Source organism: Frankia sp. KB5 (assembly GCF_002099325.1).
GTDB lineage: Bacteria > Actinomycetota > Actinomycetes > Frankiales > Frankiaceae > Frankia > Frankia casuarinae.
In genome coordinates this window covers 18,991-34,117 of sequence record NZ_MRUJ01000029.1, presented here as the reverse complement: position 1 = coordinate 34,117, position 15,127 = coordinate 18,991, and the positions used below count along the sequence as shown (strand labels likewise).

At 67.8% G+C, this 15,127-nt stretch carries 8 protein-coding genes; 7 read left to right on the top strand and 1 reads right to left on the bottom strand.

Annotated features, from left to right (window positions below; genetic code table 11):
• The first annotated feature begins 840 nt into the window (after positions 1-840).
• From rpoB to KBI5_RS03555, 3 genes are all read left to right on the top strand, one after another.
• Positions 841-4,266, top strand: coding sequence for a DNA-directed RNA polymerase subunit beta (gene rpoB, locus KBI5_RS03565; protein ID WP_085014301.1), 3,426 nt, complete (start codon positions 841-843; stop codon positions 4,264-4,266).
• Positions 4,267-4,371: 105 nt separating this feature from the next.
• Entirely contained in the window at positions 4,372-8,259 is a 3,888-nt protein-coding gene (locus KBI5_RS03560; protein WP_085014300.1) for a DNA-directed RNA polymerase subunit beta', read from the top strand.
• Positions 8,260-8,607: 348 nt separating this feature from the next.
• Positions 8,608-9,552 carry an RNA pseudouridine synthase gene (locus tag KBI5_RS03555; protein WP_085014327.1) on the top strand — a complete coding sequence of 315 codons (945 nt, stop codon included), beginning with the start codon at positions 8,608-8,610 and terminating at the stop codon, positions 9,550-9,552.
• On the opposite strand, the gene mug is transcribed toward KBI5_RS03555, so the two are convergent.
• Positions 9,529-10,116, bottom strand: coding sequence for a G/U mismatch-specific DNA glycosylase (gene mug / locus KBI5_RS03550; RefSeq protein WP_085014299.1), 588 nt, complete (start codon positions 10,114-10,116; stop codon positions 9,529-9,531). The genes KBI5_RS03555 and mug overlap by 24 nt on opposite strands.
• Before the next feature lie 553 nt (positions 10,117-10,669).
• Here mug and rpsL point away from each other — a divergent pair.
• The 4 genes from rpsL to tuf all read left to right on the top strand — a co-directional run bounded on the left by rpsL (position 10,670) and on the right by tuf (position 14,884).
• Complete coding sequence (gene rpsL, locus KBI5_RS03545) at positions 10,670-11,044, top strand: 30S ribosomal protein S12 (protein WP_085014298.1); 375 nt, start codon at positions 10,670-10,672, stop codon at positions 11,042-11,044.
• A complete protein-coding gene (gene rpsG / locus KBI5_RS03540; RefSeq protein WP_011435036.1) occupies positions 11,044-11,514 on the top strand; it encodes a 30S ribosomal protein S7 in 471 nt (156 codons plus the stop codon). Before rpsL ends, rpsG begins: the two co-directional genes overlap by 1 nt.
• A gap of 6 nt (positions 11,515-11,520) precedes the next feature.
• The gene (gene fusA, locus KBI5_RS03535) at positions 11,521-13,617 is read left to right on the top strand and encodes an elongation factor G (protein ID WP_085014297.1); all 2,097 of its coding nucleotides are present in this window, start codon (positions 11,521-11,523) and stop codon (positions 13,615-13,617) included.
• Positions 13,618-13,690: 73 nt separating this feature from the next.
• Positions 13,691-14,884 carry an elongation factor Tu gene (tuf, locus tag KBI5_RS03530; RefSeq protein ID WP_011435038.1) on the top strand — a complete coding sequence of 398 codons (1,194 nt, stop codon included), beginning with the start codon at positions 13,691-13,693 and terminating at the stop codon, positions 14,882-14,884.
• The last annotated feature ends 243 nt before the right edge of the window (positions 14,885-15,127 follow it).

Here is a 15,127-nt window from a genome sequence, read left to right as displayed (position 1 = left end):
GACGCCCCGTCCGGCGATGCCCGTCGCCGGACGGGGCGTCCCTTGCGGCCACCCGGCGTGGCCGTGGCGGACACCCCCGTGCCGGGGCACCCCTCTGCGGTGCCCCGGCACGTGCTGTCTGGAAGGCCCGAAAGGTCCACCGCAGGCGGCCCGATGCACAGATGGGCAGGTCGGGTCCGTTCGTGACGTTTTCCGAAGGGGGTTGACGGCCTCTGTGGATCGGAGTTCCATCAAGTTTGCGAACCCTCGTCGGGAGCGGATGCGGTGCGCTACGTCCTCCCTGCGTGGTCCCATCACGCAGGTCCTTGCCAGCGGTGTGCCCTTCGGCTACACTGCTAGTTTGCGCTGCCCTTCTCGTTGTATCGGCCTCGTCGACGTCGTGCCGTTGGTGATGGTCGGCCCTGTTCGGGGGCTGGTATGCACCGCGAGGCGGTTCCGGTTACGTGGTCCGGAGCGGTACTCGCGGTCAGTCCGGGACGATGTGGGGGCGCGCTGGTCGTGCCGGAGTGTGGCACGGCTGTACGGCTGCCACACCGAGGACCCTGAGCGAGWCCCTTGCCCATACACCGATCCGTTGTTCTCAGCGGACACTCGTGTCGCCGCGCGCACATGCCGTGGCGAGGCTTCCGCGTGCCCGTTGTCGGCTTGTCGGCCGCACATCCGCTACGCAGGAMGCCCGGGGGTCGGCCTCCACGTCCCGCGGCCATCATCTCACCGGTGGGGCACCCCCCGCCGCCGTTCCTGACAACCGTAGCGAGACACTGATCACCTGACCATTCCCCGACGGATACTTGACGTCCGCGACGCCAGCCCGACGATCAGGCCACCGGAAGGACCACCTTGGCCGCCTCGCGCTCTTCCTCCCGCATCTCGTTCGCTAAGATCATCGAGCCCCTCGAGGTCCCGGATCTCCTTGCTCTTCAGACGCAGTCCTTCGATTGGCTGATCGGTAGTGACGCCTGGGCGGAGCGGGTGCAGGAGGCCATCGATTCCGGCCGTGACGACGTTCCGATCACCTCGGGTCTCGAGGAGGTCTTCAAGGAGATCTCCCCGATCGAGGACTTCTCCGGCTCGATGTCACTGTCCTTTCGGGACCACCGGTTCGAACCGCCCAAGTACTCCGTGGAGGAGTGCAAGGACAAGGACATGACCTTCTCGGCCCCGCTGTTCGTCACGGCCGAGTTCACCAACAACAACACCGGCGAGATCAAGAGCCAGACGGTGTTCATGGGTKACTTCCCGCTCATGACCCCGAAGGGCACCTTCGTCATCAACGGCACTGAGCGCGTGGTGGTCAGTCAGCTCGTGCGCTCTCCGGGGGTCTACTTCGAGCGCAGCCTCGACAAGGCTTCCGACAAGGACCTGTACTCCTGCAAGGTGATCCCCTCCCGGGGAGCCTGGCTGGAGTTCGAGATCGACAAGCGCGACACCGTGGGCGTGCGGATCGACCGCAAGCGCCGTCAGTCCGTCACGGTGCTGCTCAAGGCGCTCGGCTGGGACGAGGCCCGCATCCTCGAGCGGTTCGGTGACTTCCCGTCGATGCGGATCACCCTGGAGAAGGACCACACCGCCGGCCAGGACGATGCGCTGCTCGACATCTACCGCAAGCTGCGCCCGGGTGAGCCGCCGACACGGGAGTCGGCGCAGACCCTGCTGGAGAACCTCTTCTTCAACCCGAAGCGTTACGACCTCGCCAAGGTCGGTCGCTACAAGGTCAACAAGAAGCTTTCCCTGGGTGTTGCCCACGACGTCGGTGTCCTCACCGAGAACGACATCGTGCGCACGATCGAGTACGTCGTCAAGCTGCACGCGGGTGCCGACCCGGCCGAGTACGAGGTCGACGACATCGACCACTTCGGCAACCGGCGCATACGCACCGTCGGCGAGCTTATCCAGAACCAGGTCCGCCTCGGCCTGGCCCGGATGGAGCGTGTCGTCCGCGAGCGGATGACGACCCAGGACGTCGAGGCGATCACCCCGCAGACCCTGATCAACATCCGGCCGGTCGTCGCCTCCATCAAGGAGTTCTTCGGCACCAGCCAGCTCTCGCAGTTCATGGACCAGACCAACCCGCTCGCCGGTCTGACCCACAAGCGCCGCCTGAACGCGCTCGGCCCCGGTGGTCTGTCCCGGGAGCGGGCCGGCTTCGAGGTCCGTGACGTGCACCCCAGCCACTACGGCCGGATGTGCCCGATCGAGACGCCGGAAGGCCCGAACATCGGCCTGATCGGCTCGCTGTCGACGTTCGCGCGGGTCAACCCGTTCGGCTTCATCGAGACCCCGTACCGCAAGGTGGAGAACGGCCGGGTCACCGGCCAGATCGACTGGCTGACCGCGGACGAGGAGGACCGGCACGTCAAGGCGCAGGCGAACACCCCGCTGCGGCCCGACGGCTCGTTCGCGGAGGACCGTGTCCTGGTCCGCCGCAAGGGCGGTGAGGTCGAGTTCATCCCGCCGGACGAGGTCGACTACATGGACGTCTCGCCGCGGCAGATGGTGTCCGTGGCGACCGCGATGATCCCGTTCCTCGAGCATGACGACGCCAACCGCGCGCTGATGGGCTCCAACATGCAGCGCCAGTCGGTGCCGCTGCTGCGCTCCGAGGCGCCGCTGGTCGGCACCGGGATGGAGGCCCGCGCGGCCAAGGATGCCGGCGACGTGGTCGTCTGCGCCCAGGCGGGGGTGGTCGAGGATCTCTCGGCCGACTACATCACCGTCATGCACGACGACGGCACCCGGCGCACCTACCGGCTGGCGAAGTTTCGCCGGTCGAACCAGGGCACCTGCATCAACCAGAAGCCGATCGTGAACGAGGGCGACCGGGTCGGGGCCGGCCAGGTCATCGCGGACGGCCCGTGCACCGACAACGGTGAGATGGCGCTCGGCAAGAACCTGCTGGTCGCCTTCATGCCGTGGGAGGGGCACAACTACGAGGATGCGATCATYCTGTCCCAGCGTCTCGTCCAGGACGACGTGCTGTCCTCGATCCACATCGAGGAGCACGAGGTCGACGCCCGCGACACCAAGCTCGGCCCGGAGGAGATCACCCGGGACATCCCGAACGTCGCCGAGGAGGTTCTCGCCGACCTCGACGAGCGGGGGATCATCCGGATCGGCGCCGAGGTCTCGCCCGGCGACGTCCTGGTCGGCAAGGTCACGCCCAAGGGCGAGACCGAGCTGACCCCCGAGGAGCGCCTGTTGCGCGCGATCTTCGGGGAGAAGGCCCGGGAGGTCCGTGACACCTCGCTGAAGGTGCCGCACGGTGAGTCCGGCAAGGTCATCGGYGTGCGGGTGTTCTCCCGCGAGGACGGCGACGAGCTCCCGCCCGGGGTCAACGAGCTGGTCCGGGTCTACGTCGCCCAGAAGCGAAAGATCACCGACGGGGACAAGCTTGCCGGCCGGCACGGCAACAAGGGTGTCATCGCGAAGATCCTCCCGGCCGAGGACATGCCCTTCCTCGAGGACGGGACCCCGGTCGACGTCGTGCTCAACCCGCATGGTGTGCCTCGGCGGATGAACATCGGCCAGATCCTGGAGACCCACCTCGGGTGGGTGGYCAAGACCGGCTGGCAGGTCGACTCCGGCACCGAGGACTGGAAGGAGCGGCTGCGTGGCATCGGCGCGGACGCCGCCTCGGCCGGCACCAATGTGGCGACCCCCGTCTTCGACGGTGCCCGCGAGGAGGAGATCACCGGTCTGCTCGACTCCACCCTGCCCAACCGCGACGGCATCCAGCTGATCGGCTCCTCCGGCAAGGCCAAGCTGTTCGACGGCCGGACCGGTGAGCCGTACCCCTACCCGGTGGCGGTCGGCTACATCTACATCCTCAAGTTGCTGCACCTGGTCGACGACAAGATCCACGCTCGGTCGACCGGTCCCTACTCAATGATCACCCAGCAGCCCCTGGGTGGTAAGGCGCAGTTCGGTGGCCAGCGGTTCGGCGAGATGGAGGTGTGGGCGCTGGAGGCCTACGGCGCCGCCTACGCCCTGCAGGAACTACTGACCATCAAGTCCGACGACGTCGTGGGCCGGGTCAAGGTCTACGAGGCGATCGTCAAGGGCGAGAACATTCCGGAGCCCGGTATCCCGGAGTCGTTCAAGGTGCTCATCAAGGAGATGCAGTCGCTGTGCCTCAACGTCGAGGTGCTCTCCAGCGATGGCGTGCAGATCGAGATGCGTGACACCGACGAGGACGTCTTCCGTGCGGCGGAGGAACTCGGGATCGACCTGTCCCGGCGTGAGCCGAGCAGCGTCGAGGAGGTCTGACGGACGCCGGGGGTCCGACGCACCCGCCCTGATGGGCGGCGAGGCCCCCGGYGGCTCCATCCGACTCCAGCGTCCCGACCGAGAAAGAGAGAGCAGGCGACAGTCTTGCTGGACGTCAACTTCTTCGACGAACTGCGCATCGGTCTCGCCACCGCGGATGACATCCGCCAGTGGTCGCACGGTGAGGTCAAGAAGCCCGAGACGATCAACTACCGCACCCTGAAGCCGGAGAAGGACGGGCTCTTCTGCGAGAAGATCTTCGGTCCGACCCGGGACTGGGAGTGCTACTGCGGCAAGTACAAGCGGGTCCGGTTCAAGGGCATCATCTGTGAGCGCTGCGGCGTCGAGGTGACCCGGGCCAAGGTCCGCCGTGAGCGCATGGGCCACATCGAGCTGGCTGCGCCGGTCACCCACATCTGGTACTTCAAGGGTGTCCCGAGCCGCCTCGGCTACCTGCTGGACCTCGCGCCGAAGGACCTCGAGAAGGTCATCTACTTCGCCGCGTACATGATCACAAAGGTGGACACGGACGCCCGCCACCGCGATCTGCCGACCCTCGAGGCCCGCATCGGCGTCGAGAAGCAGCAGCTCGAGGACAAGAAGAACGCCGACGTGGAAGTCCGGCAGAAGCGGCTCGAGGCCGACCTCGCACAGCTCGAGGCCGAGGGCGCCAAGGGTGACGCGCGACGCAAGGTCCGCGAGTCGGCCGAGCGCGAGATGCGCCAGCTCCGGGACCGGGTGCAGCGTAAGATCGACGATCTCGACCGCGTCTTCGACCGGTTCAAGAACATGAAGGTCCAGGACCTGGAGCCGGACGAGCTGCTTTATCGCGAGCTGCGCGACCGCTTCGGTGCGTACTTCGACGGCGGTATGGGCGCCGAGGCGCTGCAGCGGCGGCTGGCCGACTTCGACCTGGCCGCCGAGGCCGAGTCGCTGCGCGAGACCATCCGCAGCGGCAAGGGGCAGAAGAAGGCCCGCGCGCTCAAGCGGCTCAAGGTCGTCTCCGCGTTCCTGAACACCCGCAACTCCCCGATGGGGATGGTGCTCGACTGCGTCCCGGTGATCCCACCCGATCTGCGCCCGATGGTGCAGCTCGATGGTGGCCGGTTCGCCACCTCGGACCTCAACGACCTGTACCGCCGGGTGATCAACCGGAACAACCGGTTGAAGCGGCTGCTCGACCTCGGCGCGCCCGAGATCATCGTCAACAACGAGAAGCGGATGCTGCAGGAGGCCGTCGACGCGCTGTTCGACAACGGCCGCCGCGGCCGGCCGGTCACCGGCCCGGGTAACCGCCCGCTGAAGTCGCTGTCCGACATGCTCAAGGGCAAGCAGGGCCGGTTCCGCCAGAACCTGCTGGGCAAGCGGGTCGACTACTCCGGCCGTTCGGTCATCGTCGTCGGTCCGCAGCTCAAGCTGCACCAGTGCGGTCTGCCCAAGCAGATGGCGCTGGAGCTGTTCAAGCCGTTCGTGATGAAGCGCCTGGTGGACCTCAACCACGCGCAGAACATCAAGTCGGCGAAGCGGATGGTCGAGCGGGCCCGCCCGGTCGTGTGGGACGTGCTCGAGGAGGTCATCACCGAGCACCCCGTGCTGCTCAACCGGGCGCCGACCCTGCACCGCCTCGGCATCCAGGCCTTCGAACCGCAGCTCGTCGAGGGCAAGGCCATCCAGATCYACCCGCTGGTCTGCACGGCGTTCAACGCCGACTTCGACGGTGACCAGATGGCGGTGCACCTGCCGCTGTCCGCCGAGGCGCAGGCCGAGGCGCGGATCCTGATGCTGTCGAGCAACAACATTCTCTCGCCCGCATCGGGCCGGCCGCTGGCGATGCCGAGCCTCGACATGGTGACCGGGGTGTTCCACCTGTCCCGCCTGGCCGAGGGGGCGCTCGGCGAGGGGCGGTCGTTCTCCAGCGTCGCCGAGGCGCAGATGGCCTTCGACGCCCGGGAGGTCGCCCTTCAGGCGAAGATCAGGGTGCGGTTGCGGGACACCACCCCGCCGTCGGACTGGGTCCCGCCCGCCGACTGGGTCACCGGGGACGTGTTCACCCTGGAGACCACGTTCGGTCGTTGCCTGCTCAACGAGGCGCTGCCGGAGGGCTACCCCTTCATCAACGCCCAGCTGAACAAGAAGGCCCAGGCCGCGATCGTCAACGACCTGGCCGAGCGGTACCCGAAGATCCAGGTAGCGGCGACCCTGGACGCCCTGAAGAGCGCCGGTTTCTACTGGGCCACCCGGTCCGGGGTCACCGTCGCGATCGAGGACGTCGTCGCGCCGCCGAACAAGGCCGAGATCCTCGACGACTACGAGCAGCGTGCCGACCGGGTCCAGAAGCAGTTCGACCGCGGCTTCCTGTCCGACGAGGAGCGCCGCAGCGRGCTGGTCCAGATCTGGACCGAGGCGACCAACAAGATCGCCGAGGCGATGGAGGAGAACTTCCCGGAGACCAACCCGGTCTACGTGCTGGTCAACTCCGGAGCCGCTGGAAACATGATGCAGATCCGGCAGCTCGCCGGCATGCGTGGTCTGGTCTCCAACCCGAAAGGTGAGATCATCCCGCGGCCGATCAAGGCGAACTTCCGCGAGGGCCTGACCGTGCTGGAGTACTTCATCTCCACCCACGGTGCCCGTAAGGGACTCGCCGACACCGCCCTGCGCACCGCGGACTCGGGGTACCTGACCCGGCGGCTCGTCGACGTCAGCCAGGATGTCATCGTCCGCGAGGAGGACTGCGGCACCGAGCGCGGCATCCTCACTCGGATCGCCCGCAAGGGCGCCGACGGGGTGCTGGTCCGGGACCGGTATGCCGAGACCTCGGCGTACGCGCGGACGCTGGCCTCCGACGCGATCGACGCGAACGGCGAGGTCATCGTGCCCGCCGGCACCGACGCCGGGGACGTCGCGATCAGCCAGATCATCGAGGCCGGCATCGAGCAGGTGCGGGTCCGCTCGGCGCTGACCTGCGAGTCCCGGATGGGGGTGTGCGCCCAGTGCTACGGGCGCTCGCTCGCCACCGGCAAGCTGGTTGACGTCGGTGAGGCCGTCGGCATCGTCGCCGCGCAGTCCATCGGTGAGCCCGGCACCCAGCTGACGATGCGTACCTTCCACAGCGGTGGCGTCGCCGGCGACGACATCACCCAGGGTCTGCCGCGTGTCGTCGAGCTGTTCGAGGCGCGCAGCCCGAAGGGCAAGGCCCCCATCACCGAGGTCTCCGGCCGGGTGAAGATCGAGGAGACCGAGAAGACCTTCAAGGTCGTGGTGGTGCCGGACGACGGCAGCGACGAGATCGCCTACCCGGTCTCGCGGCGTTCGCGCCTGCGGGTCCGCGAGGGCGACCACATCGAGGTCGGCAGCCAGATTGTCGACGGTGCCGTCGACCCGCACGAGGTGTTGCGCATCCTCGGGCCGCGCCAGGTCCAGCTCCACCTGGTGGACCAGGTCCAGGAGGTCTACCGGTCGCAGGGTGTGTCGATCCACGACAAGCACATCGAAATCATCATCCGCCAGATGCTCAAGCGGGTGAACGTTCTCGAGTCGGGCGACACCACCCTGCTGCCCGGTGAGCTCTGCGAGCGGGCCCGGTTCGAGGCGGAGAACCGTCGGGTGGTGGAAACCGGTGGCCAGCCGGCCTCGGCCCGCCCGGTCCTCATGGGAATCACCAAGGCGTCGCTGGCGACCGAGTCGTGGCTGTCGGCGGCCTCCTTCCAGGAGACGACTCGGGTGCTCACCGACGCGGCGATCAACGCCCGGTCGGACTCGCTCGTCGGCCTGAAGGAGAACGTCATCATCGGAAAGCTCATCCCGGCCGGCACCGGGATCTCCCGGTACCGCAACATCCGGGTCGAGCCGACCGAGGAGGCACGTGCGGCGATGTACTCCGTCGGTGCCTACGAGGACGGCGGCGTCGAGTACGGTGCGTTCGGCACGGGCTCCGGCCAGGCGGTCCCGCTGGACGAGTTCGACTACCGCAGCTCGGGAGACTTCCGCTGAGCAGGCCGCGCGTAAGCAGGTCGCGAGGCTGACCGAGCGGAGCTGACCAGAGCCCGACCGAAGCCCGATCGATCAGGACCGGCCCGGCGCCCTCACCAGGGTGCCGGGCCGGTTGCGCGTCCAGGTCCGAAGCCCGCTGGTGGGACAGCGCGCAGAGGCGAAAATCGGCAGGACAGGGGCAGGTACATGCGGTGGCGGTGGAAGGTGGCGGCGGCGTGATTCTGACCGGCGACCACGACGACCTGAGTCGGTTGGCCGCGCCTTATCGGACAGTGGTCATCGAAGCGCTCCCCGGCAGTGGACGTGACCGGGGCTGACCGCGAGTGGACCGAGATTCGCCGGGAACGAATGATCTACGAGGATGAGGCCATTCTCGTGCTCGACAAACCCGTCGGCATCTCGGTCATGGGAGAGCGGCACGACACCGATCTCGTCACCCTCGCCGGGGATGACGGCGAGGAGCTGTTCCCGGTGCACCRCATCGACAAGGTCACCTCGGGCCTGGTGCTCTTCGCCCGGCAGTTGCGGTTCCACGGTGATCTCACCCGGCAGTTCCAGCGCCGCACGGTGGACAAGCGCTACCTCGTCCTGACCCGCACCCGCGGACTGCCCGCCTCGGGGACCGTCGACCTGCCGCTGAGTGTGGGGCGCAAGAGTCGGGTCCGGGTGGCGGCGAACCGGGCCGACATCATGGCCGACCTGGCGGAGGTGGCCCCCTTGGCGGAGGTGGCCGACCTGGGGGAGGTGGCCCCCTTGGCGGAGGTGGCCCCCTTGGCGGAGGTGGCCGACCTGGGGGAGGCGGCCCCCTTGGCGGAGGTGGCCGACCTGGGGGAGGCGGCCCCCTTGGCGGAGGCGGCCCGGGCAGAGGTTGGCCCGACCGGCGCCGGCGCCGGCGTCGGACGCTGGACGGTTCCGCCCGCCGCGGTGTTTCCCCACGTCCGGACATACCCGTCCGTCACGACCTTCATCCGGGTGTGGGAGGGCGGTGAGTACACCCTGCTCGCGGTCACGCCGGTCAGCGGGCGGCGCCACCAGATCCGGGTGCATCTGGCCTGGATCGGGCACCCGATCGAGGGCGATCCGCTGTTCGGCCGCGATGCCACCGCCCGCACCCTGCTGCACTCGTGGCGRCTCGCCTTCGATGCGGCTTGGGCCGGCGGCTCCCGCATCGAGGTCGAGGCGCCCCCCGGAGCCGACTTCTGGGCCCCGGTACGCACGCATCTGCCGGCCGGCCTGGCGGCGACCCTCCTCGGAAACGTGGCGGGTGGGTCAGGAATAGGCGGTTTCGCGTAGCTCGCCGTAGACCCGGACCAGGTCGGGCAGCTGGTAGTGCGCGTTCAGGCCGCTCGGATTGGGCAGGAGCCAGACGCCGGCGGATCCCAGGGTCTCCGCCTGGCGGCCGACCTTCGCGCCGCGGCGTCCGAACCCGATCCGGTAGGCGGCCAAGCCGAGGAAGGCCACCCACCGGGGTGCGACCCGTTCGACGAGTTCGGTGAGCCGGGGCACGCCGGCGCGGACCTCGTCATCGCTGATCTCGTCGGCGCGCGCGGTGGAGCGGTGGACGAGATTGGTGATGCTGATGCCCCGGCGGACCAGTTCGTCGGTCTCGCTGGGATGCAACCGGCGTGGGGTGAAGCCGGCGAGGTGCAGCACCGGCCACAGCCGGTTGCTCGGCGTGCCGAAGTGAAAGCCGGTGGCCCCGGACTCGAGGGACGGGTTGATCCCGCAGAGCAGCACGACGGTGGCCGGGGCGACCAGGTCCGGGACGGTGGTCCCGTAGGCCGCGAGCAGCGCGTCCCGGCTCGGCCGGCGTCGGGTGGGGGCGGCCGCGAATCGTGCGCCGGCTGYGTCAGACATGTCCTCGCGGGCCCTCCGATGCCGGTATCGTGCTGTCCCGTACAGCGTGCCAGTAGGTACAGCGTGCCAGTACGGGGGGCCGTGCTGGTGCCCGCCTGTGCCGCCCGTCGAGTGCGTACGCCCGTCGAGTGCATAGTGCGCGTGGGGTCTGCGTGGGATTTCGCCGGACACCCCCGTTCGACACCTGGCGCGGGCGTGGAGTACTGTTGAGCCCTGTGGTCGGAGTCCACGTGGCTCCGGCGTGCGTCCTGCACTTCGATGTGGCGCCGTGGTGCTCGCTAGGTTGACGTAAAGTCACTGTTCGGGTATCCGTCGGCGACTGTCGAGCTCGGTTCCGCAAAGCGGACGGGCGGGCTGGCGTGCTCCTCACCGGAACTGGATCATCGCATCGAGGTTTCGGTCGAATGGCGCGACACGCCCGACCGCGTGGGTCGGAGAAGCCGCTCGAGGACACTCCGGTGGATCGGGTGCGGACCACAGCAGCAGGTAGGCCGGCGTACCGGTCTGGTTGCCCAAGGCAGTACGACGAGGCGTGACAGGAACGGGAGCGGCGTTGCCCACGATCCAGCAGCTGGTCCGCAAGGGCCGGCAGGACAAGGTCGAGAAGACCAAGACCCCGGCACTCAAGGGAAGCCCTCAGCGTCGTGGTGTGTGCACCCGCGTCTACACGACCACCCCGAAGAAGCCGAACTCGGCCCTGCGCAAGGTGGCCCGGGTCCGGTTGAACAGCGGGATCGAAGTYACCGCCTACATCCCCGGGGTCGGCCACAACCYGCAGGAGCACTCGATCGTCCTGGTTCGCGGTGGCCGAGTGAAGGATCTTCCGGGTGTCCGGTACAAGATCGTCCGAGGCGCTCTCGACACGCAGGGCGTCCGTAACCGTAAGCAGGCTCGTAGCCGCTACGGCGCGAAGAAGGAGARGGGCTGATGCCGCGCAAGGGGCCTGCGCCCAAGCACACCGTGGTGGTCGACCCGGTGTACGGGTCGCCGCTGGTGACCGCGCTGGTGAACAAGGTGCTGTTGAGCGGTAAGAAGTCGGTCGCGGAGCGCATCGTGTACGGCGCACTCGAGGGTGCGAAGAACAAGACCGGCAACGACCCGGTCGTCACGCTCAAGCGTGCGCTGGACAACGTCAAGCCGACGCTGGAGGTGCGCAGCCGCCGGGTGGGTGGTGCCACCTACCAGGTTCCGGTCGAGGTTCGCGCCGGCCGGAGCACTACCCTCGCGCTGCGCTGGATCGTCGGCTACTCCCGGGCTCGTCGCGAGAAGACGATGACCGAGCGGCTGATGAACGAGCTCATCGACGCAAGCAACGGCCTCGGCGCCAGCGTGAAGCGCCGGGAGGACACCCACAAGATGGCGGAGTCCAACAAGGCCTTCGCCCACTACCGCTGGTGATCCGACATGCCATCTGACGTACGTTCCTTGCTGGCCGGGACCCGCAACATCGGGATCATGGCCCACATCGACGCGGGCAAGACCACCACCACCGAGCGCATCCTCTTCTACACCGGTGTGAACTACAAGATCGGTGAGGTCCACGAGGGCGGCGCCACGATGGACTGGATGGAGCAGGAGCAGGAGCGGGGGATCACCATCACCTCCGCGGCCACCACCTGTCTCTGGCGCGACCACACCATCAACATCATCGATACCCCCGGCCATGTCGACTTCACCGTCGAGGTGGAGCGCTCGCTGCGGGTCCTTGACGGTGCGGTCGCGGTCTTCGACGCGGTCGCCGGAGTCGAGCCGCAGAGCGAGACGGTCTGGAAGCAGGCCGACCGTTACAACGTCCCGCGTATCGCCTTCGTCAACAAGATGGACCGGGTCGGTGCCGAGTTCCACCGCTGCGTGGAGATGATGATCGACCGGCTCGACGCGACGCCGGCCGTGATCCAGCTCCCGTGGGGCGTGGAGGCCGACTTCCGCGGTGTCATCGACCTGGTCCGCATGAAGGGCCTCCTCTGGAAGACCGAGGACAAGGGCGCCTCTTACGAGACCGTCGACATCCCGCGGGATCACCTTGAGGCCGCGCAGGAGTGGCGCGACAAGCTCCTCGAGACCGTCGCTGAGAACGACGACGAGCTCATGGAGCTCTACCTCGAGGGTGAGGAGCCCTCCACGGAGCAGCTCGTCGCAGCCCTGCGCCGCGCGACCCTGGCGAGCAAGGTCAACCCGGTGCTGTGCGGTTCGGCGTTCAAGAACAAGGGCGTCCAGCCCATGCTCGACGCCGTCGTCGACTTCCTGCCGAACCCGCTGGACATCGGCGTCACCGTCGGCCATGCGGTCGGTGACGAGGAGACCGAGGTCCGCCGGGAGCCGAGCGAGGACGAGCCGTTTTCCGCGCTCGCCTTCAAGATCATGAGTGACCCGTACGTGGGTAAGCTGACCTACATCCGGGTGTACTCCGGCAAGCTGACTGGTGGTTCGCCGGTGCTGAACTCGACGAAGGACCGCAAGGAGCGTGTCGGCCGCATCCTGCAGATGCACGCCAACCACCGGGAGGACCGGGAGGGCGTCGGCGCGGGACAGATCGTGGCCGTGGTGGGGCTGAAGAACACCACCACGGGTGACACGCTCTGCGACCCGAACGCCCCGGTGATCCTGGAGTCGATGACGTTCCCGGCGCCGGTCATCCACGTCGCGATCGAGCCGAAGACCAAGGCCGACCAGCAGAAGCTGGGCACCGCCATCCAGCGGCTCGCCGAGGAGGACCCGACCTTCCAGGTCCGCACCGACGAGGAGACCGGTCAGACGATCATCGCCGGCATGGGCGAGCTGCACTTGGATGTGCTGGTCGACCGGATGCGCCGCGAGTTCGGTGTCGAGGCGAACGTCGGCAAGCCGCAGGTGGCCTACCGGGAGACGATCCGCCGCAAGGTGGAGAAGGTCGACTACACCCACAAGAAGCAGACGGGTGGATCCGGCCAGTACGCCCGGGTGATCATCAACCTGGAGCCCTCCGGCGGCGACGGCGGTGGCTACGAGTTCGAGAACAAGGTCACGGGTGGTCGCATCCCCCGGGAGTACATCCCCTCGGTGGATGCGGGCTGCCAGGAGGCCATGGAGTTCGGCGTGCTCGCYGGCTATCCGCTGGTGGACGTCAAGGTCACCCTGCTCGACGGCCARTTCCATGACGTCGACTCGTCCGAACTCGCATTCAAGATCGCCGGTTCGATGGCGTTCAAGGACGCGGCCCGCAAGGCCGACCCGGTGCTGCTCGAGCCCCTGATGGCCGTCGAGGTCACCACCCCCGAGGACCACATGGGTGACGTGATCGGCGACCTGAACTCCCGCCGTGGGCAGATCCAGGCGATGGAGGAGCGGGGGGGCTCCCGGATCGTACGGGCGCTGGTGCCACTGTCGGAGATGTTCGGCTACGTTGGTGATCTTCGCTCGAAGACCTCCGGCCGGGCGAGCTACTCCATGCAGTTCGACTCCTACGCCGAGGTTCCCGCGAACGTCGCCAAGGAGATCATCGCCAAGGCCCGGGGAGAGTGAGCGCCCTCACGGCGTGAGCAATACCCCTACCTGACTACACAGCACGACACCACCCGTCCTTGGAGGGACACCCGTGGCGAAGCAGAAGTTCGAGCGGACGAAGCCGCACGTCAATATCGGCACCATTGGTCACATCGACCACGGCAAGACGACCCTGACCGCGGCGATCACCAAGGTCCTGCACGACGCCTACCCAGACCTCAACCCCTTCACGCCGTTCGACCAGATCGACAAGGCGCCGGAGGAGAAGGCCCGCGGCATCACGATCTCGATCGCCCACGTCGAGTACCAGACCGACACCCGGCACTATGCGCACGTCGACTGCCCGGGACACGCTGACTACATCAAGAACATGATCACCGGTGCCGCTCAGATGGACGGCGCGATCCTGGTCGTGTCCGCCACCGACGGCCCGATGCCGCAGACGAAGGAGCACGTGCTCCTCGCCCGCCAGGTCGGCGTGCCCTACATTGTCGTCGCCCTGAACAAGGCCGACATGGTCGACGACGAGGAGATCCTCGAGCTCGTCGAGCTGGAGGTCCGGGAGCTGCTGAGCTCGTACGAGTTCCCGGGCGACGACGTTCCGGTCGTCCGGGTCTCCGCGCTCAAGGCGCTGGAGGGCGACAAGGAGTGGGGCGCCAAGCTCCTCGAGCTCATGGCGGCGGTCGACGAGTCGATCCCCGAGCCGCAGCGTGACATCGACCGGCCGTTCCTCATGCCGATCGAGGACGTCTTCACGATCACCGGTCGTGGCACCGTGGTCACCGGTCGCGTCGAGCGCGGAATCGTCAAGGTCAACGAGACCGTGGAGATCGTCGGTATCAAGCCGGAGACCACCTCCACCACCGTGACCGGTGTCGAGATGTTCCGCAAGCTGCTCGACGAGGGGCGTGCCGGCGACAACGTCGGTCTGCTCCTGCGCGGTATCAAGCGGGAGGACGTCGAGCGCGGCCAGGTCATCGTCAAGCCGAAGTCGATCACCCCGCACACGGTGTTCGAGGCTCGCGTCTACATCCTCAACAAGGATGAGGGCGGACGGCACACGCCGTTCTTCAAGAACTACCGCCCGCAGTTTTACTTCCGCACCACCGACGTGACCGGCGTCGTGACCCTCCCCGAGGGCACGGAGATGGTCATGCCGGGGGACAACACCGAGATGACGGTCGAGCTGATCCAGCCGATCGCCATGGAGGAGGGTCTGCGCTTCGCCATCCGCGAGGGTGGCCGGACCGTCGGCGCGGGCCAGGTTACGAAGGTTCTCAAGTAGTAGCCGTGGGCGGTGGGTCCGGGCGTGTGTACGGACCCACCGCCCACTGCGCTGCCTGACCAGGCAAGGCTCTCGCGAGACTCGGCTGCCGAGGACAACCGGCCGCCGGCAAGGGACGCAGCCCGGTCCCGGTCGACACGTCGAGCGGGACCGGCACGAGACAGCGGTACAACCGGCAGGTTCTTTCCGCCGGCGGCGGGGCGCCAGGCTCGCCGCGCGGCCGGCGGTGAGGATCTACGGGCG